Raw genomic sequence first — 25,137 nt, 5'->3', positions numbered from 1 at the left:
TGCCCTGCGATTAGAGCAATTAGAGACAATGAAAAAAAGACGTTTACCCAAATAAGATGGGAACGCCTTTTAATCGTGGAGAATCACGTATTCAAATTAAACTACACCTTGAGCGATCATGGAATCAGCGACCTTGAGGAAACCGGCGATATTCGCTCCGGCTACGAGGTTACCTTCACAGCCATACTCTTCAGCAGCTTCCACACAGCTGTTGTAGATGTTCTTCATGATGTCATGAAGCTTGGCGTCTACTTCTTCAAATGACCAGGACAACCGCATGCTGTTCTGTGACATTTCAAGAGCAGACACGGCTACACCACCAGCATTAGCCGCTTTGGCTGGACCAAACAGTACGCCCGCGCCGTGGAAGACATCAATGGCAGCCAGGGTGGAAGGCATATTTGCGCCTTCGCCAATGGCTTTCACGCCACCTTTAACCAGAAGGGCAGCAGCTTCTTCATCGATCTCATTTTGCGTCGCACACGGAAGAGCGATATCACAAGGGATAGACCAGATTCCTTCACAGCCTTCGGTATATGTAGCATGCGGATGTTCTTTGATGTATTCGCTGATGCGAAGACGATCAACCTCTTTCAGACGTTTCACGGTATCCAGGTTGATGCCTTGTGGATCGTATATGTAGCCACCTGAGTCACTGCATGCCACGACTTTGGCTCCAAGTTCCTGGGCTTTTTGAATAGCATAGATGGATACATTACCAGACCCAGAGACTACGACTGTGCTGTCTTGGAAACTGAGGTCTTTGGATTGCAGCATCTCCTTCACGAAGTACACACATCCGAAGCCAGTGGCTTCCTTACGTGCCAAGCTTCCTCCGTACAGCAGACCTTTACCTGTCAATACGCCTGCTTCATGCCCACCATGGATACGTTTGTATTGGCCGAACATGTAACCGATTTCCCTTGCGCCTACACCAATGTCACCTGCCGGTACATCGGTATCTGAGCCGATATATTTGTACAGCTCTGTCATGAAGCTTTGCGTGAAACGCATAACTTCCAGATCCGATTTTCCTTTCGGATCGAAGTCAGAACCGCCTTTACCACCGCCGATAGGCAGACCGGTCAAGGCATTTTTGAAGATCTGTTCGAAGCCGAGGAACTTAATAATGCCCGAGTATACAGAAGGGTGGAAGCGAAGTCCGCCTTTGTAAGGACCAATGGCACTGTTGAATTGCACCCGGAATCCACGGTTAACCTGAACTTTGCCCTGATCATCTACCCATGGGACACGGAATGTGATTACACGTTCGGGCTCGACAAGCTGTTCCAGCAGACTATGGTTCCGATATTTCGGGTGTGCTTCAATAACTGGAATAAGGGAATCCAGAATTTCTTTGACAGCTTGATGGAACTCGTCTTCATGCGGATTTCTGGCGACAACCGACTCATAGACGGAATGAACATATTCTGCGGCAGTAACTTGAACGGACTCTGTAGTTTCTTTTGTTATCGTGGACACTTTTTCGATGCACTCCTTTATCGTGTTAAAGTCTTTGAATACCTATTTGCATAAATTGAATAAAAGTTTGTAGTTAAATATACAGTAAAGCAAATAAAAATACGAGATATAAATTCATAAAATGTTTTTTATGCAGTAATTAAAATGTTCTATGGATCTACCACATGATGTGAAGAATGGAGTTATTAAATGGAAGATATGACCACAAATGATAATATAAAAGCGAGTTAGACGAATATACTGGATTAAAATATTAGTTTTGGTAAGATGGTAAGAAGGTCTCGTATCCTGAGGCCTTTTAACAATCAGAAGGAGGACAACAAGATGATGAAGAGAAACATGCCAATCAACATGGAGAACAAGGCTTGTATAGGGGGTGAAATCTATTATGAACCATAGGACTTCCCGCCATAATTGCAGAGAGAAGCTGGTGAGCCAGCTATTTACATTCGGTGAAGAGAAAAGAACATTTCTCGACGCCTATTTCGACGTGCGTGATCCAGAGCGAATACAAATGGAAAAACAACTGCTGGCCTATACGGAATATGTGGAAAAACTGCTACTGGGCCCTGATGAAGATCTGGACTCGGCTGTATTGATCGGCAGTCATATTGATTTCGAATATATCGATTTTCATACGTCAGATTCATTCATGATTGTCATGCCAGAAGATACGGATCCGGATGAGGGTCGCATTTCCTTCCTCTCTCCAGTGGGGAGTCAATTGCTGCTTGGCCGCAAAGGGGAAGTTAGGTCTGTCCATACACCATCAGGTTCCATGAGAATACGCATCACAGGCATTGAGCTGCGGGGCGAAACCTTAAACGAGTCGGCCTTGGGAGGTGCAGATCATGCACTTTAAAGAGACAGACTTACCAGGGATTGGACGTAAATACTGGCTGCATACCCGTAGTGGTGAGCACTTGGTCATTGTGATTCATAATGACGAAAGGCGTGACCTGTTCCATATGGAGTCAGGGGATACACCTGAAGAGATGGGGGATATGGTATCTCTTGTCACCCTTGACGATGATGAAGCCCGGGCGGTAGCCGCCATCGTTGGGGGTATGACCTATAAACCGAAGTTTCAAGATGAGCGTGAAGTCATGCTTGAAGGGTTGTTAATCGAATGGCTACGAATTGAACCTCACGCATCAAGCGTAGGCATGACGATTGGTGAACTGGATATCCGTCAGGCTACGGGCGCTGTTATTCTTGCTGTGGTGACCAAGGAGAAGGAGAAACATTTTAATCCAGGTCCGGATTATGCTTTTACCGCGGGAGCTACAGTTGTCGTTGCCGGTGAACGGAATCAGATTAAACACCTTAAACAATTGTTGACTGATGGACGGACTTAGCCTATGGATATGCTCATATTCGAAGTGGGAATTGCCGTTGCGCTGATTACACTTACTGGGCTGATATCTTCACGATTACGATTTTCAGTCATTCCTTTCTATATTCTGATTGGTATGGCTGTTGGACCACATGCACCACAGATCGGCATAGTGGATTTGCGTTTTATTGAAAGTTCGACCTTTATTGAATTTATGGGCAGGCTTGGCATTTTGTTTTTGCTATTCTACCTGGGTCTGGAGTTCTCTGTCTCCCGTCTATTAAAGTCTGGTAAAGCCATTCTGACCGGAGGCATGTTCTATGTAGGGCTTAATTTTGTCTCTGGATTACTGTTGGGGTGGTTCATGGATCTGCCCCTTCAGGAGACTCTCGTCGTCTGTGGGATCATGACGAGCTCTTCTACAGCCATTGTAGCCAAAGTGCTCGTTGATCTGAAACGCACGGCAAACCCCGAAACAGAGATTATTATGGGCATGATCATGTTCGATGACTTGTTCATCGCGATTCATATCTCAATCCTGACCGGGCTTGTGCTCAGCGGGGCAACTTCATTCTTAAGTGTTCTGCTGGTATCCCTGTCTGCCCTGCTGTTTATTGTGCTGTTCCTGATTATTGGCAGGAAAAGCATCAAATATATTGATAAGGCACTGAATATCAAGTCATCAGAGTTGTTCCTGCTTACCGTCATGACACTGCTCTTCCTGGTAGCTGGTTTCTCGGAAACATTGCATGTAGCGGAAGCCATTGGAGCATTGATGATGGGTCTTGTGCTGGGCGAATCAAGACATGTCAGTCGGATTGAGCACCAGATCATGCCTTTCAAAGATTTTTTTGGTGCCATTTTCTTCTTCAGTTTTGGTCTGACCATCGAGCCGTCTTCACTTGGCGGAGCAATTGGCATGACGATCATTGCCGTTATTCTGACGATCGCCAGTAACTATGGTGCAGGCATGATCGCTGGCAGATTGGCTGGAATGAGTCCTAAGGCCTCCTTGAATGTGGGCTTTACCCTGGTCTCCCGGGGCGAATTCTCCATTATCATGGCGAACATCGGCAAGGCCGGAGGGCTGATGGTATCCATTCAATCTTTTGCCGTATTGTATGTGTTAATTCTGGCTGTGCTGGGGCCTATCCTAACGAAAGAATCTCCGCGTATCTACGCACAGTATGAGCGACTAAGGAAGCGGGTGAAACGAAGGGAGGCAGGATGAGGCGGTGTAGCTGTCCTTGGACAGTCAGAGAATTCTGACCGCAAGGCCTAATAAGCGTCACACGGTTGGAGTGAGAAATCACTCCGGGGTGTGGCGTTTTTTTATTAATAGAAATGGACCGAATATCGGCTTGAAATCATGCTTAACACACCAATTTATCGTATGTATCCATATCTTGTGCGTGGTCGTGAATGTTCAAATTCAGAGGCAGGACTTTGGATGTGATTTGGCAGAAATGGATTGAAAGTAAAAAGTTATTATGTAAAATAATGTTATATTTGATTCTAGCAGTTGAACGTACCATTTACATGAGAATGTAGAGGGGGAATAGCTCATGAACAAGAAAAGTAGATTTCAGCGGTTAAAATGGGCCAGTACAGGGATTTTGCTCAGTCTCGTATTATTTGCTCTACCTGCATCTGCCGCGTGGAATGATACATATGAGGGTTATGCGACGTATACGGGCTCAGGTTACTCGGGAGGTGCGCTGTTGCTTGATCCCATCCCTTCGGACATGAAAATTACTGCACTTAATCCGATCTAGCTCAATTATAACGGTGTCAAAGCTGCTCTAGCGGGAGCCTACCTCGAAGTCCAAGGTCCGAAAGGCAAAACAACGGTCTATGTAACAGACCTCTATCCGGAGGGTGCCAGTGGAGCGCTCGATCTATCGCCAAATGCCTTTAACCTGATTGGTGACCCAAAGGCAGGCAAAATCAATATCAGCTGGAAAGTAGTCAAAGCTCCCACCCAAGGCAATGTCTCCTATCGGATCAAGGAAGGCAGCAGTCAGTGGTGGGCAGCCATTCAGGTCCGCAACCATAAGTATCCGGTGCTGAAGTTCGAAGTGAAACAGAAGGATGGTACGTGGCTCAATCTTGAAAAGCAGGACTATAATCATTTCCTCGGAACCGGACTGGGCAAAGAAAAACTAAACGTTCGTATGACCGATATTCGCGGTCAGGTAATAAATGACACGATCCCAGCTCTACCTAATGATGGATCGGGTGGTGCGTACATCGTACCGGGCAATGTCCAGTTTTCGGATTGACAGATATACGAAGGTGTTATAAAAAGAAGTATGTTCATTGACGAACAGTTCAGCCAGTGTCCGGTCCTGTTGGTTCACCCCGAATTGGACCCCATGACACCGATCAGGTTCAGCCAACCTTTTTTTGATCGTTTGGTGGTAGATAAGGAATGCATCATTTTGGAGGGTGCAGGCCATTTTCCTATAGAACAGCCAGGACTGAAGCAGTTGGAGGTAGCGGTGTTACGATTTTTACAAGAGATTCAATAATCCAATGATATAAGGTCATGATATGGCTTCTAAAATACATAGTTCTCATATCTTTAATATAGAAAACACCTCCCATTAAGGGAGGTGAATTTGAATGTTTTTGATATGAATTGCACGACCGCCAACCTGAATCTGTATAATTTCATTGGAGCTGTCCAAAGTTAATCTGGCTCGGATTTCGGAGGGGCGGTTCATGGTATACCCTTGTCTGATCGTATACGTGTGATGATGAGGATCTGTAAGCTGGTTGTAATGGTGTAAATAACAGAGCATGGCACCATTGGAGGTACCCGTTGCACTCTCTTCCGGTATATCATACAGTGGTGCAAAATTACGACATTCGGTCAGAACGTCCATAACATCTGATTCGAGTGTAAACACGTGATAACCTATGGCATGATGAGCCTTGCTTATTTCCGTGATACGCTGGAAGTCAGGATCAATTTTGGTCAGAACATCAACATCTTTAACAGCTATCATGATATCAGGTAGTCCGGTAGACACAATCTGTACAGGAAGTTCGGAATGTAAATCCTCCGTAGAAATACGTAATGAATCGGCAATCTGCTGACGATCCACGATCTCCCCAAACTCCGGCAATGTCTGTGCCAGATAGACTTCTCCATTGACTTCAATAACGACTGTAAGAATTCCGGCCAGTGTCTCCAGTGTATATGTACCAACATCAACGAGATGTTGTGTTTTCATTAGATAAAATAATGCAATTGTGGCATGCCCGCAGAGATCAACTTCATCACTTGGAGTGAAGAAACGTACTTTGAAATCAGCCTGTTCCGATGGCATAACAAATGCAGTTTCTGAAAAACCGACTTGTCTGGCAATCTCCTGCATCTGGGATTCAGACAAATGCGCTGCTTGTAAAACAACACCTGCGGGGTTTCCGCCAAGAGCCTTGTCCGAAAATGCATGTAATGTACTTACTTCAACTTCCATATTGTTACCTCACTTGTTCAAGTATTGGATTAAGGACTAACATAATCGATAATCGACATTATATCATGATTGTTGAACTGGATAGTGAATCCCTTGATTGCTGTGATTTTTTGAATGAATAGGTCAAGTGACTGCTGGGAAAGGGTAATGAAGGGAGAGAGAGCATAAAGATAATCCAATGGAAAGGCTGGGATCTCTAATGAAAGCAATTGTGATTGAGGAATTTGGTGGAGCGGAACAATTGAAGGAACAAGAAGTAGCCAAGCCAGCATGTGGAGTGAATCAGGTGTTGATCCGAACGCATGCCACGTCGGTCAATCCGGTGGATTTTAAGATTAGGCAAGGCTATATGAAAGAAGCAGCGGATAATTTTCCGTTGATTCTGGGCGGAGATGTTGCGGGTACTGTGGCTGAAGTAGGCTCAAATGTTACAAGGTTCAGAGAAGGTGACAGGGTATTTGCACGTCCGCGCGAATTCGGAACCTATGCAGAATATGTTGCAGTTGATGCAGACATTATTGCCCGTATACCGGAGAATTTAAGCTTCGAGGAAGCGGCAGCGATCCCGCTGGCAGCGATGACGGCTTGGCAAGCTCTTGTAGATCATGGACGTCTAGGTAAAGGGCAGAAGGTACTCATCCATGCTGGGTCAGGTGGTGTGGGAACGTATGCCATTCAGATTGCCAAGTCCCTCGGCGCTGAAGTGGCTTCTACGGCCAGTGATTCAAACGAAGCGTTACTTCGATCGCTAGGTGTGGATCATTTTATCAACTATAAAAAAGAAGATTTCTCGGAGATTCTCTCCGGTTATGATGTTGTACTGGACACCATGGGTGGTGATATTCAGCGCGACAGCTTCAAGGTGTTGAAGTCCGGCGGGCATCTGGTATCCTTGGTGGAACAACCGGATGAGAAGCTTGCCAAGGAAGCTGGAGTGACGGCCAACGTCTTCATGATGGAGCCCAAAGGGGATCAACTGGATCAGTTGGCTGAACTGGCTGCGGAAGGCAAACTCAAATCGGTTATTGATGGAACCTACCCGTTAACTGAGCAGGGATTAAGGGAAGCACACGAGAAAAGTGAATCCCATCATACGCGTGGAAAACTCGTTATTCAGGTGCAATAGAGTTCATTAACTCATAGAAGTATGTGGACTCTTGAGTCCGATTCAGATTGTACCAGGCCTGTAAAGTTTCTGGTGTGAAGACATCCAGCTTCTTCAGTACATGCATCGTAAATTCTAACGGAGCTATTCCAGATGCAGTAACTACATTTCCATCGGTTACTGCTGGCTCCGTTTGATAATAAGTTTCTCCGGTATAATCTGGACATATCATCTTCAGGTATTGCAGATCATTGCTTGTATGCTGTATGGAGTCCAGTAACCCCATCTTTGCGAGTCTAACTGTGGCACCACAAATGGCCGCAACAACCGTACCTTTTTCTATAGCGTCAGTAACTTTTTTTAATAGGGGATCATGGATGGTGTCCATCCAGGTATTTCCTCCCGGAAGAATGATGACGTCGTTACCATTCAACGTACATTCATCAATCGAAATATGGGGAAGGATGTTCAATCCGCCCATGGTAGTTACCGGATGTTGATCTACACCTACGGTTACAACCTGTAAAGGCTCAATATCTTTCTTAAAATATCTTCCCGAATTCAGTTCCGCAGTTAAATAACCTACCTCCCAGTCTGACATCGTATTAAATACATAAAGATATATGTTCTTCTTTTGCATCATACACACCCCTTTTGTTATTCATGATTGGTTGGATTACTCTTGTATTATAAAAAAACTTCACTGACATTTACCGTCAGTGAAGTTTTCAAACCTGATAATGATCAATGAGATCATGCAGAACTTCAACCATTCTTTGCTTCAAACTTATAGGTTCAATGACCTGAACAGATCTGCCATAGGATAAAAGCAAGATAGGAACATATTGAAGGATGTCTTCTTTGTCGAGTGAGAATGTTGCTTTTTCAGCAGTCCGTTCTTGGAGATGGTGTCCCAAAAACCAATGCAGGCATAGGCCATCCAGTGTGCTTGATTTACCTGTAAGCACCAGAGGAATAAATGATGTCGGATTTTGTGCTTCCGGAAGGAGGCTGCCTCTGAAAAATTCACTTGCCGAAAAATGAGGTGGTCGGTTGAACATCATTTCTGTCTGGTTAGCACAAATGATTCGATCCACTCTAAAACTGCGAATGTCATTCCGAAAATGACAAAAGGCTATAACATACCAATGATGATTCCAATAGATTATTCCATAGGGGTCCACGATTCTACACTTGGATTGCTCTTCGTGACTGGTTAGGTAATCGATTTCTACAGACGACTTTTGGAGTACACTTTGCTCTAATGTCTTTAATATGATCTCAGTACTGGGCTCTATTCTTGGCTTCCCAAGGGAACCGATCACTTCAACCCCTTCAAATTGTTGCTTTATCATATTCTCCTGTTCTTGATTGGAGTGCATCATAAGCTTTGAAGTTGCGCTATCTAATGCCTCTCCTAAAAAATACCCAGCTTCTTTGGCGAATATGGCAGCATGAAGTAATGTCGTTTTCTCTCCTACATCCAAAAGAAGAGGACTTTTAATGAATTGATTCAAGAGAGTATACCCGCCATGATGACCCGTGTCAGATATTATCGGTACACCACTGGCGCAAAGTGCATCCATATAACGGTAAACGGTTCGTATATTCATTTCTAATTTTTCAGATATTTGATGGGCTGTAATTTTTCGGCCTGAGTTAAGCAGCCATAGGATGGCCAACATATTATCCAGCTTAGACATTAATTTCACCTCAGAGATTAATCAATCATTTATTTTCTGGTGTAATAAGATATAATAGGGGAAATTTATTCCATTCTGTGCATGAGGTGATACGGATGTCCAACGAACTCATTCAAGCCATTCAATTGTTAAAAGAAAAGAAATGGGTGGATCTGACCCATACATTTGGACCGGAATCCCCACATTTCTCAGCTTTTGAAGAAGCCCAATTTGATACGCTGTTTAATCACGATCAAGGTTTCTTTGCTCAGAGCTTCAAGTTCCCTGGTCAGTATGGTACACATCTTGATGCCCCGATTCACTTTGTTCGGGATACCCGGTATCTGGATGAACTAGGTTTGAAGGAGCTTGTGCTCCCGCTTATCGTCATTGACCAGTCAGCCGAAGTGGCGAATAACCCGGATTTTACACTGGATGTAGAGCATATTCATGAATTTGAAAGAGAACATGGCATGATTGAAGCAGGAAGCTTCGTAGCTTTACGTACGGATTGGAGCAAACGTTGGCCGAGTCATGAAGCATTTGATAACAAGGATGATGAGGGCAACAGTCATGCACCTGGATGGTCGGTGAGTGCACTTATGTTCTTATTTGAGGAACGAAAAATAAAGGCCATTGGGCACGAAACCTTTGACACGGATTCAGCCGTAGATTATCAGAAGAATGGGGCACTCCTGGCAGAATATTATGTGCTTGCTCAGGATACATACCAGGTTGAGCTGTTAACGAATCTGGATCAGGTGCCAGCTAAAGGCGCGGTCATCTTCAATATTGTACCCAAGGCGGAGAAAGCCTCCGGCTTCCCGGTTCGATCCTTTGCTATTCTACCGTGAAACGGGGTAGATCCAAGCATCATTCCATCTTCTTGATACTGAAAACCGACCATTTTGAACGCGCACTAATAGATCAATCAGGTATTAACTAGATTAACTGATCCACATATGTAAGTAGCATGGGAGGCGCAATACGCCTCCTTTTTTATGTTGTTACTTTTGATCCGAATGAGGATCTTGATTAAATCTTTGAGAGATTTTCTTCTCTGTTTTCTTACGCCGTATCCAGCGTTTGAGTACACCTTCTTCTTTGCGTTCTTGCAGTGTCTCCTTCAAGCCTTGAATCATAAATTCCGATCTTCGTCTGTCATCCCGACCAATCTCGCGTAATTCTTTAATAAATTTGTCGTCCATATCTGCCTCTCGCTTATTCAGGATAATTTCATTATACCGAACGTACGTTCTTTTATCAAGTTTTACCATTATGAATGATGTTCGAGATCAATATAGTGAAAAGAAGCACAGGAACAATGCACGGCATGTGTGAGAATGGTACTAGAGGGGGCGATCATCATCCTTCTAAGATTGACTGTATGAGGCTGAGAAACGAGAGGAAGAAAGGAGCAATTCATGATGAAGCAAAGTGAAGGTAGATCGTGGTTACTCATTTTGATGCATGGAATTCTGGGGGTTGGGGCGATCGTTGGAGGAAGCATGTTAATCATCAACCCAACTGGAAATATGGTGAATTTGCCTGAATCTTTGTTGCTGAATTCTCCGTTTTCCAGTTTTTTGTTTCCGGGAATCATCCTATTGCTGGTTCTTGGTGTGATGCCTATAATGATTGCTATTGCACTCATACGCTGCACTCCTTGGGCGCTGGGTGAAAGGCTGAATCTCTATCCTGACCGCTACTGGGCCTGGACTTTTTCCTTATACACGGGGTTTGCCCTCATCATCTGGATTATGGCGCAGGTGTATTGGATTCAGGATGTCTCTATCATTCACTTGGTCTATTTTGCATGGGGAGTGGGTATTCAAGTTGTGACTTTATTACCTTCTGTACAGCGAACATATTCGAAATAAACTGCTTGTATATGGAACAAACGGCTGTCGAAAGAATCGTTGAATGATTTTTTCGCCGGCTATTTGTTATGGGCCTCGAGCGGAAACATGTTGTTGTAGTTGACAAAGAACGGATATCCTCGCATACTTACGTAATAAACTTTATAAAGTATATTTATTAATGAGGAATAAGCATATGTATGAATATCGCAAAATCATAATTTGCAGGAAACAGGGAGGTGTGCATGGATGGTATACGTTATTATGGCAATTATAATTTGGGCTGGTGCCTATGCAAATATGGTCTTGTCAAAACAGCCGATTGAAGTAAAACCTGTGAAGTCGATGGATGATTTGTTTGAGTGAACAGAGCAACTTTGGCGATTCCGATTATTGGCGAGCACGAAGGAACTCGTGGGTTCGAGTAAGGTATTACGTTGTGCTATGATATGGAGTGAAATGACATCCATACCATTGCTTTGGCTCCATTGAACCAGAGTGGAAACGAGAGGGTTATGAAAAAAGCCAATGCTACAATGATGAAATACATCAATTTGAATAATGTGCGTGAAGTCATGCAGCAGATCGAGACGGCAACCAAACCGCAATTAGCCTCATTAACCAATCTTAGTGTGGTTACGATCAATGCGCTGATCCAGGAATTATGTGATGGCGGAGAGTTGTTCCAGGATAAAGTGGTTCCCTCGAATGGCGGGCGTCCTGCTCAGGCATATCGATATAATTATAATTACAAGCTTGCTTTGGTTCTTTACATCAAAGAGATGAAAGGCCAAGAGTTGATTTCGGCAACGGTCATGAATCTGGAGAATAAGGTTGTGTTGAAGGAAGAGAGCATCCTGCCTGCTTTTGATAAACAACATGTGCTGCAACTTATTGCGCGTTTCGTTGCGGAGTACCCCTCCATTGATATGATTGGCATCGGAATTCCAGGACAAGCCGTGGACGGGAATATCACGGTGAGCAGTCATGAAGAGCTTATTCATTCCCATCTGATACGGGAGATCGAGAGCGAGTTCCAGCTGAACGTTCTCGTGGAGAATGATGTGAATGCAGCGATTAGCGGGTACTGTGCACAGCATGCTGATCTGAAAGAACAGAGTGTAGCAGGAATTTATTTTCCTAACCGATACCCGCCGGGTATGGGCATGATGTTGAATGGACAGATGATCCGCGGGAAAAACGGGATGTTTGGTGAGGTTAAGTATCTTCCTTATTCACCAGATTGGAGACGTGACATGAGCAAAAACGACTTTGTATTGCAGGTATGTCATATTCTGCAAACGATCAATGCCGTCGTCGCCCCGCACCAGATTGTCATTTATCAGGAACGTGTGGAGAGAGAAGAACTGGACTTGGCGTGGAAACAGTACGGGGAGCAGCATCCCATGCCGGCATTGCCCGAGATCGTACATCAGGACTCGTTTCAACATGATTTTGATGCTGGGTTAAGGGGAATGGTTCTTAAGGCGTTGAAGAGGAGGATTCATCATGCGTGAAGAAGAGAGAATCATGAAGGGCATATTGTTTAGTCCAAGTGATCCGGAATTAAAGACTATCAAAAGGCGGGCCCATAATCTCAGTCAGCGTTACAGTCAGACATTTGAGGAACAGACGCAGGAAAGGGAACAAATATTGCAACAGCTATTGGGGCAGATCGGTAAAGGTGGATTCCTGCAAGGCCCCATCTTCTTTCATTATGGTGTGCATACCCGGATAGGCGATCACTTCTTCGGTAATTACAATCTGACGATACAAGATGATGCACCAGTGACGATCGGGGACTATACCAGTTTTGGTCCCAACGTTACGATTGTTACTCCCATTCATCCCATGATTGCCAGCGAGCGGAGACAGATGGTGGATCAGAACGGTGATGTGAAGTCGCTATGTTATGCCAAACCTGTCACGATTGGAAACGATGTATGGATCTCGGCGAACGTCACGGTGTGCGGAGGTGTAACCATTGGAGATGGATGTGTCATTGGAGCTGGGAGTGTCGTGACTCGTGATATTGCACCGCATTCATTTGCAGCAGGCGTTCCGTGTAAGGTGATTCGCAAAATTACTGAAGCAGACAGCATGCTCAATTACCCCTATGTTTTGGCAGATTGCCGTGTGCTGGAAGAATAAAAAAAGCTGTCACCAGGATTGGTAGATGATCCAGTGACAGCCTTTTTTTGGTATACGTTTATTTGGAGGCGTTATAGTTGCTCAAGAATTCTTTTACTTTTGCAGGATCAGCTTTCAATTCATTCCCGGTCGGAACGAGCGGGCTTACTGTGGAGTATGCTTTGAGTTTGTTATTCTTGTAGAAGCTCAAAATTTCATCCTGATTAATGGAGTACAGTACGGCTTTTCTCAAATCACTGCTCTTGGCCACATCACGGTTGGCCGTGTTGAACAAGAGATAAGAAACAGCGTTGCTCGGAATGCTTTGCAGATGCAATTTGCTGTCATTTTTGATGATGTCATACTTGGTTTCAGGCACACCGTAGTATAGATGAATTTCACTGCTGCGAAGAGCAGAGAGGGCGCTGTCTGCATCCGCGATGAACCGGACATTGACCTGAGCAATTTTCGGTGCATATTCAGTGCCTTTGCGGTATCCCGGATTTTGCAAGAATACAGCTTCATAGTCATTTTTATATGACAAAATATAAGGTCCGCTCGTATACAGGGTGTTATTGTATGATGCGCCTTCAGTCACCGTGTTCTGATCACCGTAAGGAATATCTTTGTTGACGTCAAAGGAAGCTACATCATAAGTGTTGATGCTCTCCACCTGTTTTTTGGACACGATCCCGGCTGATTGGTGAGCCAGGTAGTTCAGTACTTGCGGGAAAGGTTCCGTTGTTGTCAATTTAACGACCTGATATTTACCTGCACTATTATCTGCTTTGGTTTTGTCAGTCACGAGTTCTGTAATTTTGCTGCCAAGTCCTTGTTCCAATGCTTCAAGGATTGTACCATTACCGCTGGATTGTTTAATGGATTGCAAAGCATTCAGATCCGTTACAACCTCAGCGTCTTTGATGTGTTCATGCAGACTGTATGTCCGGTGATCCGGAACGGAATCTTTGTTTTTCGCACGGTCCAGGGAGAAAATGACATCATCTGCACCCACACGTTCGCCTGTATCTACCGCTTTTTTGTTATCAATCTTCGCAAAGTTGATGTCGTCTCTGAGAATGAAGTAATAGTCCGAATTACCTTCAGCAATGCTGAAATTATGGGACAGTGATCCTTCTGCTGTCAGCTGATCGTCATCCGTCAAGTTAACGAGACGTACATACATATTGGTGTTCAACTGGTTGATGGAACCGTCGTTTCCTTTGATTGGATCAAGGGAAGTCAGTACGGATGCGCTCTGCGTCAGAATCAACGGATCTTTGGCATTCTTGGAGCTGTCCTTGAACTCAATCGGTTCCCAAGCCATCGCGCGGGATTTGGAGAGACGCACGGTTTCGACATTCAGAATCTCTTTGTTCACAGCCTGACTTTTCAGGGAAATGTACAGAGGAGCGATATAAGCCTGATCCGTTACCAAGCGATCTTCCAATTGTTTGTACGTATCTTTGTATTGGTCTGGTGTTTGGGTAGCTGCCTGATCGATAAGCTTATCAATCTCCCCATCTGCGAGGATACTGTAATCTCCACCTGTTTTAAAAAGAGAACGTACGGCATAATCGGGATTTCCCGTTACCGTTGTCCAACTGGACAAGGCCATATCATAATTCCCTGCATCCTGCTGGGATTTGAAGCTGCCGTAATCTGGCTGCAGGTTCAGCTTCACATTAAAGCCGTTTTTGGTCAGCTGGTCACGGATAATATTCACGTCATTTTCGGAAGAACTCATGGCAAGCAGCTCAATGTCTGCCGGTTTTTGTGCGATTTCTGTTGTGTCTGATGGTGCGGTCTCCGCCTGTGATTCGGTTTTCGTTTTTACACTGCAGCCGGATATCACAATGACGAGAATTAATAGCAATGAGATCAGTGTCCGTTTTTTCATGGGATTACCCTCCATATCTTGAATGTGTGATGTGTGATTGTTTTTCTATATCATTCATTTCAACGAATCATTTAGGCCTTTTCCAGCTTGGGATCGAGCGCATCACGCAGACCATCACCGAGAAAGTTAAAAGAAAGAACCAGCAGAATAATAGCCAAGCCTGGATAAATCGCCAGATAAGAGTGAGTCTCCAGGTATGTACTGCCTAGCTTCAGGATGTTACCCCATTCCGGAATATGCGGCTCCACGCCGAGTCCCAGATAACTCAGACTGCTGGTAGCAATAACGGCTCCACCAATCGTGAGAGTAGACTTGATAATCATGGGCGCAAGGGAGTTGGGAATAATGTGTTTGAAAATAATCGTACGATTGTTGTACCCCAGTGCACGTGCAGCTTCCACAAATTCAAATGTAGATACATAGAGTACACTGGCTCTCATCGTACGGGCGTACGTTGGAATGGAACCCAGACTAAGCGCCAGAATAAGATTGACCGTATTCGCTCCGAACGCCGCAATAATGGCAATGGCAAGCAGAATGCCCGGAATGGCATAGAGAATATCAAGCAGTCGCATGATGATGTTATCCGTATGCCTACCGTAGAAGCCAGAGAGCGCTCCAAGGACTCCACCGATTAACACAGGAATGATCGTCGACATGCAACCTACGATCAAGGAGATCCGGGCACCGAATACAATCCGGGAAAATAAACATCGTCCGAAGTCATCCGTTCCCAAGGGATACGCGAGGGAAGGCGATTGTAGCAGAGCGGAATAGTTATTCTCCACAGCCATGCTGTAGTCAAAGGTAAAGAAGCTGCAGATCGATATCGAGAACAGAAAAATGATAAAAAACAAACCGGACATCGCAGTCATATTCGGAGCAAGGCGCTCCCACAGATCGTTCCAGAAGTTTGATTTTTGTTTCCCCTGTCTGCGAATGCGTCCAATAATGGAAATGCCGAGCAATAGTGCGAATACATTACCTGTGATCGAGGTCAGAATCAGTACCACACTTACACCGATCATCCAGCGAGGGAGGATCGAGGTCGCGTTATAACGGGATACGATAATTAGAACGACCAGGTCGATGACCAGAATAAAGATCAGCATCGCCATGGCAGGCAGGAAGTTGTCAGCCACATAAGGTTTGAAGATATTTAATGCGGATACACCGATCACGAACAGTTGGGTTAACAACATGTACACCGCAAAGGTATACTCCACGTTCCTGGATTTTCGAATCAGATGAAAGGCTGCCGTTACGATAAATATATTGCCTGAAATGATAGCAAGTAGTTGAACCCAGGCAAGCCTGCGAGTCAGAGCAGAGACTGTACCGGTGCGGATCAAGTCTTTTCGAATCCGAAACGTAATGACAGTTTGCACTAGTGTGAAGAATACGTAGATCCCAAGGATCGTTAGCAGAAATGGTTTGAACGTCTGCTCGCTCCAGTCATAACTGTTGAACAACAGCAATGCAGTCAAGAGAAGAGACGTGACCCAGGCGAAGCTCGCCTGGCTGTATTCGCGAGAAGACTTAAGCCGGAAACGCATTTCTTGTGTTAAAGACGAGTTTGTCATAGTACACCTGCTTTAAGAGGTAGTTCAAAAAGTTCACACATTAATATTGTTTCATCTTGGAGCGCACTCTTGGATCAATAAAAGCATACAGCAGATCAACCGCTACATTAATAATGGAGATTGTAATGGCTGTGTAGATTACTCCGCCCATGATACTCGGAATATCGGGGATGAATTGTTTATCCACGATGTAGCTGCCGAGACCGCTGATATTAAACACTTTCTCCGTTACCGCTGCTCCGCCCAACATGGCTCCGAATTGAAGTCCAACTACCGTTACGATGGGGATTAATGCATTGCGCACAGCATGTTTCAGCATGACTTGGCGTTCGCTTAATCCTTTGGCACGGGCGGTCATGACATAATCCTCATGAATGACTTCCAGTGTAGAAGAGCGGGTCATCCGAGCCACCGCGGCCGTGAGACCCGTACCCAGCACAATGGTCGGCATAATGATCGACAGCCAGTTCTGCGGGTTGAAGGTGGCGGGAAGCCACTGCATTTTGATCGAAAAGTTCAGAATGAAAATAAGCCCTTGCCAGAAATTCGGGATGGATAATCCAATCAGAGCAATAAACATGAAGGTGTAGTCGAACCACGAATTAGGCTTAATTGCTGAGATAATGCCAATGGGTAATGCAATGACAAGTGCTAACAGCAGGGAAATGACCGCAAGCGTCAAGGTAATGGGAAACTTCCTTGCAATCGTGGCTGTTACGTCTTCATTTCCTGCAAAAGATTTGCCAAGATCGAAGAAGGCGACGCCCTTGATATTGTTCCAAAGCTGTGTAAGATAAGGCTGATCCAAGCCATACACCTGATTGAACGCGGCAATCTGTTCCTGCGTTGCTGTCTCTCCCAGAATGTTAGCTGCCGGGTTGAACGGAGACAGATACAAAATTGTAAATACGAGTGTAGCTACGCCCAGAATGACAAATACCGTCATCAGTATTCTTTCAAATATGTACTTTAGATAAGGATTACCATACAAGAACAGGATGCTATACATGAGACAGCCTGGAATAATGGATATCGCCAAAAACCATGGTTTATCGATCAGTGAGTGGAACGTATCGGCCATTGTAAGACGTTGATTTCCTTGTTCCTGAAGTATGCGGGATGTCCGCTCCTTCAATTCCGTCTGAACGCTTTCCTCCAACCATTCCTCGGTCTGACGTTTGAATTCTCCCTCACTGACCTGCTGCTGGAAAAAACGATGTTTGCGACGCAGTTGTTCTTCCACTTCCAACTTCAGTCTGTCCCGGTAGGAAGAAGCGAGCAGTTCTTGCTCAGCCGCCTGTCTGGCAGCTACCCAGCCGTCATTTTTTCGATTCGAACGCCATATTAGAAACACGACCAGATTGATCGGTAATCCAAGAATGAACAGAACGTATCGATAGGAAGGATGAAGCAGCATTTTGCCATAAATAAAGCTTAAATTGTGTACCAACCGTGAGATTCTACTGCCATCTGCAAGATTCAAACCAAGTGTACCTCCTTTCATTCAGGTTTAAATTGCATTATTCCGATTGATATAGTATATATTATTTAGGGTCTAAACAATTGTCAAGGAATTAAATGGTATACATATGAGTGAATGAGAAAAACGGATGAGAGCTGGTGATTGCATGGAACCTTTACTGAAAGTTAATGAGTTATCTGTCTCTTTTCACTCCGGAGAGAGTGAGTTTCAGGCAGTGCGAGAAGTAAGTTTTGAAGTGCGAAAAGGGGAGACACTAGGCATTGTAGGCGAATCGGGAAGTGGAAAGAGTGTAACCGCACGTTCCATTATGAGACTGCTTGCATCGCCTCCTTCGCAGATGAAAAAGGGAGAAATTCTATTTAAGGGTGTCGACCTTGCCAATAAAACGCAGAAAGAGATGGAGAGCATCCGTGGGCGTGATATTGGTATGATCTTTCAAGATCCGATGAGTTCCCTTAATCCGACAATTAAAGTGGGGAAACAGATCTCTGAGAGTCTAATCAAACACCAGAAGGTGTCCAAAAGGGAAGCCAAGAAGCAGGCGATAGCCATGATGGAGCGGGTGGGGATAACTCGCAGCGAAATACGCTACAACCAGTATCCGCACGAATTCTCCGGAGGCATGCGTCAGCGGGTCATGATCGGTATTGCACTCGCTTGTCGTCCTGAATTACTCATTGCCGATGAACCGACAACTGCTCTAGACGTTACGATTCAGGCACAGATTTTGAATTTGATGAAAGATATGCAAGAGCAACTGGGCACATCGATTATCCTGATCACGCATGACTTGGGCGTAGTAGCGGGCATGTGTGATCGGGTTGTTGTGATGAAAGAAGGACAGATTGTGGAAACTGGGACGACGGCGGAGATTTTTGCTAATCCCAAACACCCGTATACGATCAGGCTTCTGAATGCATTACCACGTTTGGATCAGAAGAAAAAGCCAAAACGGGTATCCATGGTTCCGAGAGATCTGGAAGACGATCAGCCATTGCTTGAGGTGAAGTCGCTCAAACAACATTTTAATCTGGGCAAAGGCAACACTTTAAAGGCTGTGAATGATATCAGTTTCCATATTCGGCAAGGAGAGACACTCGGCGTTGTGGGAGAATCCGGCAGTGGTAAATCGACCACGGGGCGCGCCATTCTTCGATTGCATGAGCCAACAGGTGGGGATGTGCTGTTTAAGGGAGTTCCGCTCAATCGTCTGTCCGCTTCGGAGATGAAAACGATGCGCAGACATATGCAGATTATTTTCCAGGACCCCTATGCATCTCTGAATCCCAAAATGAGGATAATGGATATCATTGGAGAAGCGCTTGATATCCATCAACTTGCAGGCAATGCCGCTCAGCGGGAGAAACGGGTGGAGGAATTGCTGGAGATGGTGGGTCTTGATCCTGCCCATGCGCAGCGTTATCCACATGAATTCTCGGGAGGACAGCGACAGCGGATCGGTATAGCGCGAGCTCTGGCTGTGGAGCCGGAATTCATCGTATGTGACGAACCATTGTCTGCACTGGATGTATCGATCCAGGCTCAGATCGTACAATTGCTTGAAGAGTTGCAGCAGCGACTCGGATTGACGTATCTGTTCATCGCGCATGACTTGTCCATGGTTAAACATATCAGTGATCGAGTGGCTGTGATGTATAACGGGAAAATTGTGGAGCTGGCTGAGAGTGAAGAACTGTATTCCAACCCGCAACATGCCTACACCAAGGCATTGCTATCAGCTATTCCTGTGCCTGATCCGGCGATCGAAGCGAAGAAAAAGAGGCATGTTGTCAAAGAAACACCTGTTGAAGCAGAGGACCGTTATAATCTGGAACATTCCAAGTGGGTAGAAGTTAAGGAAGGCCACTGGGTGGCCATGTCAAGCTAGAGTGATGTGACTCAATTTAGCTAAAAAGAACCCCGACAATGATCACTATAGATCGTTGTCGGGGTTGTGTTGGATGTACTTGATTTTATTAATATGATGGCAATACTCAAAAGCGATTATTTGAATTGAACGGATTTCTTGATGGTATCAATCTCTGCTTTGGTTGCATCATCCATGTAAGTGAAGATGAAGTTAAAAGCATATCCTTCAATAATGGTGCTGTAGTAGTCCTGAGTAATCGTTGAACCGTCACCTGCATCCATCGTAATTTGCATCAGATCCATCTCTTTACCACCGATGGTTTCCGTTGTCATCTCTTTATAATCATAAGGGAACTGGCTATCCACCATGAATTTTTTGGTTGCTTCCAGGTAGTCTTTACCTGTACGAATGCCTTGCAACAAGCTTACTTTCTCAGCAATGGCCATAGCGGAAGGACCAACTTGACCTCCGTCCAATGGATACTGTGAAGCCATAAGCAGATTCAATGTTTTGGTTTGAGACAGTTCAATTTGTTTTTTCTTCGTTTCATCATCACCAGCAATCGCTTCGGATGATGCGCTTGTCAGTTCATTCATACCCGCAGCATCCTGGAACTCCCAAGCTTCCGGGAATTTCAGAGATACGCCGAAATAGTCATTGGTGTAAGAGCCTTTTTGTGTAGTCCCCAGCTCAACGTCTTGGGAATTATCCGTTTCCTTGGACTCTTCGCTTGCAGGTTCAGTGTTCTCTGTTTCTTCTGTATTGGCTGTCTCAGAATCAGTGCCAGTCGTTGTTTCAGTTGCGGCAGGCTCTTTTGTTGCGGCTGTGTTATCTGCCTTGTCACCGCAAGCGGCTGCAACCAGCATAATCATCATGAGCATTGCGAATAAAGAAGCTTTCTTTGGAATTGTCATATTACCCTCCTGAAATGTGTGTGTGTGTTTTCTCTCTCTACATCTTGCTTGTTTCCTAAATTGTAGCACAAACGTTCCCATTTACTACCTATAGGAATCTATAGGGGTCCTTTATAAATAAGACAATCGGCTGGCAATTGAAACAGCTTCCGTGCTGGATTGCACACCTAATTTGTTGAAAATCACTTTTTTATGATGATTCACAGTGCATTCCTTGATTTTCAATTTCAAAGCAATAGCTTTCACAGTGAACCCTTTCGCGATCATTTCCAGAATGGTTAACTGACGCGCTGTGAACTCCACCGCTGGTTTGTCACAAGCTTCAGTAGCCTGCTGATTTTGGTAACTGTTCTGCATATATGCAGGAATCAGCTTGGCAATAGCAATAAGCTCGCCCTGCATATCCGCGTTAATGGTGGACACATCCAGATAGCCGAAATGCTGCGATTCCATGGATAGAGGGGCAGCGTAGCAATGCCAGCTTTGAAAATAGGGGCTTTCATGCTGCTCGGGCAACAGAAGCACAGGTTCATTGCTGTCCATCGTTACAGAAATGGCGTTGACTCCACAGCTCTGTGCAGTGAAGATCATGCCCGGACGAATGGGAGAACCTTCTACTACCGTTTCCAGATCTGGACTATAATCCATGGAGAGAAGCACACCGTCCATATCTGTGAGTAGAAAAAGATAAGTGCCCGTTAAATTCTCTTTAATATGTGAGAGGCTGTTCTGGAATGCATGAATCAGGAAATGATTGCTTTTGCGAAGCCTGTCCAGTTGAGATTTAGGTAAATAATCGAACGGAGCCGTTTCTGTTAGATGCTTGCACATGGCGGGCTCCTTGTGCCGTGAGGCAAGTGTAATGGCAGGCATGTTTGATTCCTCCTTCCTGCACAGTCGCTAGTAAGCGTAGGATCTGATTGAATCTGAGGTGCGTCATCCAATCGTTTTGATAACGTGCCCTTCCTGGTTTTTAATTTCTGTTTTAACAATCTGAACAAGCATATGATCCAATGAAGCGATCTCGAATGTGCCTTCAACCGGACGAAGATTCTGCACCAGCTCTTCAACAATCTGTGTGTTCACCGTCAGGGTAACTTGTTTGTCGGATTCCACGACTGCTGGAGCTTCTCCAGCTTCGAATAGAATATTGGTCTCAGGTCCGATCAAGGACAGAGATTCGCCTTTCGAAATTCGGCTACGAAGGATGGTTCCGACTAATATAGCCTGTTTGGCTCCAAGCTGGAGTTTGCCCGGAACAGTCTTTATCAGCATTTTTTTACGCGGGGACTCCCAGCCCAGTTGTTGTATGAATAAAAATGCTGTGCTCGATCCGTCCTGTTCCATTCCATGCTCAACCGCTTGTACAACAGAAGGAATATCTGCGTACGAATTTCTCATCAGATCGGTCACGTATTTGGGCATGAAATTGGAGCAGGCCGAGAGGAAGCCGCGCGCATTCCATGTTTGAATCATTTCCAGCTCCCGACCTGTAATACCAACCATCTGAATAAACTGCACGGAACCGTTAGGCGTAGAGATCGCCGGTAGATCCGGATCTTCAATAAATGAGAGAGCAGTCAACAAAGTATCGGACTCCAGACAGATGGGTCCATTGGCGTCCATGTAATCTCCTGGCTGAAAGATATTTCCGCTAGTGAACACGTAACGTCCTACATTTTGAAGCAGATTCAGCGCCCAGGCTGGCGGAGAAGTCTCTCCTTCACTGCGTGTAAGGCGAAATGTGAGTTCAAAACCATACCCGCTTTTGGATGCATCCTGCATCTCTTTTTCATATAATTCAGAGAAACCATATGTGACAAAATGCCAGTGGGGCATGGGTGTATTCACTGCATAAACACTGATGCCATCGAGAGGGTCCGGACCTCCGAGCATGTAAGGAATGGATGTTCCATAATGGTGCGGCTCCTGTTCACCGTATAGCTCACCGATGGTTTTATCAATTGCATCCCAACCGGATGTGTTTTCTTCATAAGTCATTTGTTGAATCCTCCTGTACTAGTCTTTCCCCCGAAAAACATTTAAAATTAAGTCTACCTGTTACAGAAACGGATTCAAGCGGCTTAAGGATGAATTGTGTCAGATAGGACTTCGGTGTTATTAATAGCAATCCAGAGAGTGAATTTACATGAGTATGAAAGATATGTATTTCAGAGAGTTTAAGCAGGCAAGCTGGGACTCATTTTCCGAACTGTTTGAAGAATTTGAAAATAAACTGGACCCTGCGTGGGTAAAACGTGCGCGAATACATGGGATTCCGGCGGACATAAGTCGGGTACTTTTGTATGAAATGGGGGAGTACACTTTTGAATGGATCATGAAAGATATCCCGGCTTTAGGGGACCAAAGTCCTGCTACATACCTGGAAACCGAGGAGGGAGCGCAGGCATTAAGGGCAGCCATTATGCATATGCCACGTTAATTTTTGTTATGGAAAGAATGGGTGAGCGATCCTATGATCCAGTGAAGTTGATTTTGCAAAATAGATATGTTACGCTTACATTACAAGAGCAAACACAACAGAATATGCAATAACATCTTTTGATGGATTGTAACTGTGAAGACAGGCAAAACCTAAACTGATGGTGAAATGAAGGCCCCTTTTTTTGGTGCTATTTTACCTTGAGTTTAGGTTTTTCTTGTTTTCTGCTCTAAATCACACCATTTTTCATCTGGAAAAACCAAAATAAATTTCGAAAAGAGGTTGTTGTTCATGACCACGGCAAAAAAAGGATTCCCCGAAAACTTCCTATGGGGCGGCGCTACAGCTGCCAATCAATTGGAGGGTGCATTCGATAAGGACGGCAAAGGCCTCTCCACAGCGGACATGATTGCTCATGTTCCCAAAGAGAAGCGTACAGGCGGACATGCCATGGAAATTTCCTCTTCCCGAATTGAAGAGATTCTCTCCGGCAAAATTGAAGAACGTTTCCCGAAACGTTTTGGTATTGATTTTTACCATCACTTTAGAGAAGATATTGCATTGTTCGCTGAAATGGGCTTCAAAGTATTCCGCTTATCCATTCACTGGGCACGCATTTTCCCGAACGGTTATGATCAAGAGCCAAATGAAGCAGGTTTGAAATTCTACGATGAAGTATTCGACGAATTGTTGAAATACGGTATCGAGCCACTCGTTACATTGTCTCACTACGAGACTCCGCTTGGCTTGACGCAAAAATATAATGGCTGGGCTGGTCGTGAAGTAATTCAGCACTATGTTAGATATGCAGAAACGGTGTTCAACCGTTATAAAAATAAAGTGAAATACTGGCTGACGTTCAATGAAATTAACGTAATGTTGTTCAGCCCGTACACTGGTGGCGGCATTCTGATCGATAAAGTGGACAACAAGTTGCAGACGACGTATCAAGCGCTTCATCATCAATTTGTAGCAAGTGCCATGGTAACGAAGCTTGCACACGAAATTATCCCTGGTTCCCAAGTCGGCTGTATGCTTGCTCGTATGGAAACTTATGCAGCCACATGTAATCCGGTAGATGTTCGTTTGGCTCAGCATGAGAATCAGATTAACCTCTTCTTCACGGACATGCATGCTCGTGGTAAGTACCCGAACTATATGGCTCGTTATTTTGAAGAGAACAACATTGTCATTCAAAAAGAAGCGGGCGATGATGAAATTCTGCTCAACAATACAGTTGATTTCATCTCCTTCAGTTACTACATGTCCGTGACCAAATCTGCTTCTGCCAACGAAGCAGAGACATCCGGCAACTTGACTGGTGGCGTGAAAAACCCTTATCTGGAAGCGTCCGACTGGGGCTGGGAGATCGATCCGATCGGTCTGCGCGTAACCCTGAACAACTTCTGGGATCGTTACCAGAAACCATTGTTCATCGTGGAAAATGGTTTGGGTGCCTATGATAAAGTTGAAGAAGATGGTTCGATCCATGACTCCTATCGTGTGGATTACCTGAAAAAACACATCGAACAAATGAAAGAAGCCATCAAAGATGGTGTGGATCTGATTGGATTTACAGCATGGGGTCCGATTGACCTGGTGAGCATGTCCACTTCCGAAATGTCCAAACGTTATGGTTTCATCTACGTGGATCTGGACGACGAAGGTAACGGAACACTGAAACGTTCCAAGAAGGATTCATTCGACTGGTACAAAAACGTAATCTCCAGCAATGGTGAGCAACTGTAACTCGCTCGTTCACAGGATTGTTACCGCACAGGAAGCGGGCAAAACCTAACACGAAAGTTGGCAAGCAGGGAATCCAATGTCCCTGTCAGCCCTTTTGGTTGGAGATTGTCCGCTTT

Annotated in this window: 23 protein-coding genes and 1 pseudogene; 13 read left to right on the top strand and 11 right to left on the bottom strand. The window is 44.9% G+C overall.

Features of this window, described 5'->3' with window-relative positions; genetic code table 11:
- Positions 1–96: 96 nt before the first annotated feature.
- A complete protein-coding gene (gene gdhA / locus MKZ12_RS22090) occupies positions 97–1,482 on the bottom strand; it encodes an NADP-specific glutamate dehydrogenase (RefSeq protein ID WP_339236569.1) in 1,386 nt (461 codons plus the stop codon).
- 388 nt (positions 1,483–1,870) lie between these two features.
- On the opposite strand from gdhA, the gene MKZ12_RS22085 reads away from it, so the two are divergent.
- The 5 genes and pseudogenes from MKZ12_RS22085 (at position 1,871) to MKZ12_RS22065 (ending at position 5,349) form a co-directional block, all read left to right on the top strand.
- Positions 1,871–2,344, top strand: a complete 474-nt coding sequence (locus MKZ12_RS22085; protein ID WP_339236567.1) for a GreA/GreB family elongation factor — start codon at positions 1,871–1,873, stop codon at positions 2,342–2,344.
- Positions 2,334–2,840, top strand: coding sequence for a cation:proton antiporter regulatory subunit (locus MKZ12_RS22080; protein ID WP_339256707.1), 507 nt, complete (start codon positions 2,334–2,336; stop codon positions 2,838–2,840). Before MKZ12_RS22085 ends, MKZ12_RS22080 begins: the two co-directional genes overlap by 11 nt.
- A 3-nt stretch (positions 2,841–2,843) precedes the next feature.
- Entirely contained in the window at positions 2,844–4,049 is a 1,206-nt protein-coding gene (locus MKZ12_RS22075) for a cation:proton antiporter (protein ID WP_339256705.1), read from the top strand.
- A gap of 334 nt (positions 4,050–4,383) precedes the next feature.
- A pseudogene (locus tag MKZ12_RS22070) lies at positions 4,384–5,100 on the top strand (expansin EXLX1 family cellulose-binding protein).
- A gap of 30 nt (positions 5,101–5,130) precedes the next feature.
- Entirely contained in the window at positions 5,131–5,349 is a 219-nt protein-coding gene (locus tag MKZ12_RS22065; RefSeq protein ID WP_339256703.1) for an alpha/beta hydrolase, read from the top strand.
- A gap of 75 nt (positions 5,350–5,424) precedes the next feature.
- Here MKZ12_RS22065 and MKZ12_RS22060 read toward each other — a convergent pair whose 3' ends face one another.
- Positions 5,425–6,303 carry a PhzF family phenazine biosynthesis protein gene (locus MKZ12_RS22060; protein ID WP_339256702.1) on the bottom strand — a complete coding sequence of 293 codons (879 nt, stop codon included), beginning with the start codon at positions 6,301–6,303 and terminating at the stop codon, positions 5,425–5,427.
- A 199-nt stretch (positions 6,304–6,502) separates the two neighbouring features.
- Between MKZ12_RS22060 and MKZ12_RS22055 the strand changes: the two genes are divergently transcribed.
- Positions 6,503–7,429 carry an NADP-dependent oxidoreductase gene (locus tag MKZ12_RS22055; RefSeq protein ID WP_339256700.1) on the top strand — a complete coding sequence of 309 codons (927 nt, stop codon included), beginning with the start codon at positions 6,503–6,505 and terminating at the stop codon, positions 7,427–7,429.
- Here MKZ12_RS22055 and MKZ12_RS22050 read toward each other — a convergent pair.
- Both MKZ12_RS22050 and MKZ12_RS22045 read right to left on the bottom strand, forming a co-directional pair.
- Positions 7,413–8,048, bottom strand: coding sequence for a type 1 glutamine amidotransferase family protein (locus MKZ12_RS22050; protein ID WP_339261490.1), 636 nt, complete (start codon positions 8,046–8,048; stop codon positions 7,413–7,415). The genes MKZ12_RS22055 and MKZ12_RS22050 overlap by 17 nt on opposite strands.
- An 88-nt stretch (positions 8,049–8,136) precedes the next feature.
- Complete coding sequence (locus MKZ12_RS22045; protein ID WP_339236549.1) at positions 8,137–9,111, bottom strand: YafY family protein; 975 nt, start codon at positions 9,109–9,111, stop codon at positions 8,137–8,139.
- Positions 9,112–9,206: 95 nt separating this feature from the next.
- On the opposite strand from MKZ12_RS22045, the gene MKZ12_RS22040 reads away from it, so the two are divergent.
- Positions 9,207–9,944 carry a cyclase family protein gene (locus MKZ12_RS22040; protein ID WP_253439702.1) on the top strand — a complete coding sequence of 246 codons (738 nt, stop codon included), beginning with the start codon at positions 9,207–9,209 and terminating at the stop codon, positions 9,942–9,944.
- Between the two features lie 153 nt (positions 9,945–10,097).
- On the opposite strand, the gene MKZ12_RS22035 is transcribed toward MKZ12_RS22040, so the two are convergent.
- Positions 10,098–10,298 (bottom strand): hypothetical protein, encoded by a 201-nt coding sequence (locus MKZ12_RS22035; RefSeq protein ID WP_339236546.1) that lies wholly within the window; start codon positions 10,296–10,298, stop codon positions 10,098–10,100.
- A 216-nt stretch (positions 10,299–10,514) separates the two neighbouring features.
- Between MKZ12_RS22035 and MKZ12_RS22030 the strand changes: the two genes are divergently transcribed.
- The 3 genes from MKZ12_RS22030 (at position 10,515) to MKZ12_RS22020 (ending at position 13,100) form a co-directional block, all read left to right on the top strand.
- A complete protein-coding gene (locus MKZ12_RS22030) occupies positions 10,515–10,970 on the top strand; it encodes a hypothetical protein (protein ID WP_339256697.1) in 456 nt (151 codons plus the stop codon).
- 494 nt (positions 10,971–11,464) lie between these two features.
- Positions 11,465–12,466 (top strand): ROK family protein, encoded by a 1,002-nt coding sequence (locus tag MKZ12_RS22025; protein ID WP_339256695.1) that lies wholly within the window; start codon positions 11,465–11,467, stop codon positions 12,464–12,466.
- Entirely contained in the window at positions 12,459–13,100 is a 642-nt protein-coding gene (locus MKZ12_RS22020) for a sugar O-acetyltransferase (protein ID WP_339256693.1), read from the top strand. The genes MKZ12_RS22025 and MKZ12_RS22020 overlap by 8 nt, the downstream gene beginning before the upstream one ends.
- A 58-nt stretch (positions 13,101–13,158) precedes the next feature.
- Here the strand turns inward: MKZ12_RS22020 and MKZ12_RS22015 are convergent, their stop codons facing one another.
- The 3 genes from MKZ12_RS22015 to MKZ12_RS22005 all read right to left on the bottom strand — a co-directional run bounded on the left by MKZ12_RS22015 (position 13,159) and on the right by MKZ12_RS22005 (position 18,066).
- A complete protein-coding gene (locus MKZ12_RS22015) occupies positions 13,159–14,979 on the bottom strand; it encodes an ABC transporter substrate-binding protein (protein WP_339256691.1) in 1,821 nt (606 codons plus the stop codon).
- 71 nt (positions 14,980–15,050) lie between these two features.
- Positions 15,051–16,562: an ABC transporter permease gene (locus tag MKZ12_RS22010; RefSeq protein WP_339256689.1), complete on the bottom strand. Its 1,512-nt coding sequence runs from the start codon at positions 16,560–16,562 to the stop codon at positions 15,051–15,053.
- A 40-nt stretch (positions 16,563–16,602) separates the two neighbouring features.
- Positions 16,603–18,066 (bottom strand): ABC transporter permease subunit, encoded by a 1,464-nt coding sequence (locus tag MKZ12_RS22005; RefSeq protein ID WP_339256687.1) that lies wholly within the window; start codon positions 18,064–18,066, stop codon positions 16,603–16,605.
- Positions 18,067–18,190: 124 nt separating this feature from the next.
- On the opposite strand from MKZ12_RS22005, the gene MKZ12_RS22000 reads away from it, so the two are divergent.
- The gene (locus tag MKZ12_RS22000) at positions 18,191–19,933 is read left to right on the top strand and encodes an ABC transporter ATP-binding protein (protein ID WP_339256685.1); all 1,743 of its coding nucleotides are present in this window, start codon (positions 18,191–18,193) and stop codon (positions 19,931–19,933) included.
- A 116-nt stretch (positions 19,934–20,049) separates the two neighbouring features.
- Here the strand turns inward: MKZ12_RS22000 and MKZ12_RS21995 are convergent, their stop codons facing one another.
- The 3 genes from MKZ12_RS21995 to MKZ12_RS21985 form a co-directional block, all read right to left on the bottom strand.
- Positions 20,050–20,829: a hypothetical protein gene (locus tag MKZ12_RS21995; RefSeq protein WP_339256683.1), complete on the bottom strand. Its 780-nt coding sequence runs from the start codon at positions 20,827–20,829 to the stop codon at positions 20,050–20,052.
- Between the two features lie 111 nt (positions 20,830–20,940).
- Positions 20,941–21,702 carry a LuxR C-terminal-related transcriptional regulator gene (locus MKZ12_RS21990; protein ID WP_339256681.1) on the bottom strand — a complete coding sequence of 254 codons (762 nt, stop codon included), beginning with the start codon at positions 21,700–21,702 and terminating at the stop codon, positions 20,941–20,943.
- Between the two features lie 63 nt (positions 21,703–21,765).
- Positions 21,766–22,830 (bottom strand): suppressor of fused domain protein, encoded by a 1,065-nt coding sequence (locus MKZ12_RS21985; protein ID WP_339256679.1) that lies wholly within the window; start codon positions 22,828–22,830, stop codon positions 21,766–21,768.
- A 148-nt stretch (positions 22,831–22,978) separates the two neighbouring features.
- Here MKZ12_RS21985 and MKZ12_RS21980 point away from each other — a divergent pair, with 148 nt between their 5' ends.
- Both MKZ12_RS21980 and MKZ12_RS21975 read left to right on the top strand, forming a co-directional pair.
- The gene (locus tag MKZ12_RS21980; protein ID WP_339236520.1) at positions 22,979–23,272 is read left to right on the top strand and encodes a hypothetical protein; all 294 of its coding nucleotides are present in this window, start codon (positions 22,979–22,981) and stop codon (positions 23,270–23,272) included.
- Positions 23,273–23,563: 291 nt separating this feature from the next.
- Positions 23,564–25,021, top strand: a complete 1,458-nt coding sequence (locus tag MKZ12_RS21975; RefSeq protein WP_339256678.1) for a glycoside hydrolase family 1 protein — start codon at positions 23,564–23,566, stop codon at positions 25,019–25,021.
- Positions 25,022–25,137: the final 116 nt, after the last annotated feature.

The sequence above is a fragment of the Paenibacillus sp. FSL R5-0713 genome (genome assembly GCF_037973325.1).
GTDB lineage: Bacteria > Bacillota > Bacilli > Paenibacillales > Paenibacillaceae > Paenibacillus.
The sequence above is the reverse complement of the archived record's forward strand: the minus strand, read 5'-3'. Positions and strand labels throughout refer to the sequence as shown.

Excerpts from the sequence above, each read along its gene's own strand:
- MKZ12_RS22085 (WP_339236567.1), top strand. The coding sequence starts at position 1,871 with ATGAACCATAGGACTTCCCGCCATAATTGCAGAGAGAAGCTGGTGAGC.
- MKZ12_RS22055 (WP_339256700.1), top strand. The coding sequence starts at position 6,503 with ATGAAAGCAATTGTGATTGAGGAATTTGGTGGAGCGGAACAATTGAAG.
- MKZ12_RS22045 (WP_339236549.1), bottom strand. The coding sequence starts at position 9,111 with ATGTCTAAGCTGGATAATATGTTGGCCATCCTATGGCTGCTTAACTCA.
- MKZ12_RS22010 (WP_339256689.1), bottom strand. The coding sequence starts at position 16,562 with ATGACAAACTCGTCTTTAACACAAGAAATGCGTTTCCGGCTTAAGTCT.
- MKZ12_RS21985 (WP_339256679.1), bottom strand. The coding sequence starts at position 22,830 with ATGACTTATGAAGAAAACACATCCGGTTGGGATGCAATTGATAAAACC.
- MKZ12_RS22080 (WP_339256707.1), top strand. The coding sequence starts at position 2,334 with ATGCACTTTAAAGAGACAGACTTACCAGGGATTGGACGTAAATACTGG.
- MKZ12_RS22075 (WP_339256705.1), top strand. The coding sequence starts at position 2,844 with ATGGATATGCTCATATTCGAAGTGGGAATTGCCGTTGCGCTGATTACA.
- MKZ12_RS21975 (WP_339256678.1), top strand. The coding sequence starts at position 23,564 with ATGACCACGGCAAAAAAAGGATTCCCCGAAAACTTCCTATGGGGCGGC.
- MKZ12_RS22025 (WP_339256695.1), top strand. The coding sequence starts at position 11,465 with ATGAAAAAAGCCAATGCTACAATGATGAAATACATCAATTTGAATAAT.
- MKZ12_RS22000 (WP_339256685.1), top strand. The coding sequence starts at position 18,191 with ATGGAACCTTTACTGAAAGTTAATGAGTTATCTGTCTCTTTTCACTCC.
- MKZ12_RS22020 (WP_339256693.1), top strand. The coding sequence starts at position 12,459 with ATGCGTGAAGAAGAGAGAATCATGAAGGGCATATTGTTTAGTCCAAGT.
- MKZ12_RS22005 (WP_339256687.1), bottom strand. The coding sequence starts at position 18,066 with ATGAAAGGAGGTACACTTGGTTTGAATCTTGCAGATGGCAGTAGAATC.
- MKZ12_RS22030 (WP_339256697.1), top strand. The coding sequence starts at position 10,515 with ATGATGAAGCAAAGTGAAGGTAGATCGTGGTTACTCATTTTGATGCAT.
- MKZ12_RS21980 (WP_339236520.1), top strand. The coding sequence starts at position 22,979 with ATGAGTATGAAAGATATGTATTTCAGAGAGTTTAAGCAGGCAAGCTGG.
- MKZ12_RS22060 (WP_339256702.1), bottom strand. The coding sequence starts at position 6,303 with ATGGAAGTTGAAGTAAGTACATTACATGCATTTTCGGACAAGGCTCTT.
- MKZ12_RS22065 (WP_339256703.1), top strand. The coding sequence starts at position 5,131 with ATGTTCATTGACGAACAGTTCAGCCAGTGTCCGGTCCTGTTGGTTCAC.
- MKZ12_RS22015 (WP_339256691.1), bottom strand. The coding sequence starts at position 14,979 with ATGAAAAAACGGACACTGATCTCATTGCTATTAATTCTCGTCATTGTG.
- MKZ12_RS22040 (WP_253439702.1), top strand. The coding sequence starts at position 9,207 with ATGTCCAACGAACTCATTCAAGCCATTCAATTGTTAAAAGAAAAGAAA.
- MKZ12_RS21995 (WP_339256683.1), bottom strand. The coding sequence starts at position 20,829 with ATGACAATTCCAAAGAAAGCTTCTTTATTCGCAATGCTCATGATGATT.
- MKZ12_RS22035 (WP_339236546.1), bottom strand. The coding sequence starts at position 10,298 with ATGGACGACAAATTTATTAAAGAATTACGCGAGATTGGTCGGGATGAC.
- MKZ12_RS21990 (WP_339256681.1), bottom strand. The coding sequence starts at position 21,702 with ATGCCTGCCATTACACTTGCCTCACGGCACAAGGAGCCCGCCATGTGC.
- MKZ12_RS22050 (WP_339261490.1), bottom strand. The coding sequence starts at position 8,048 with ATGCAAAAGAAGAACATATATCTTTATGTATTTAATACGATGTCAGAC.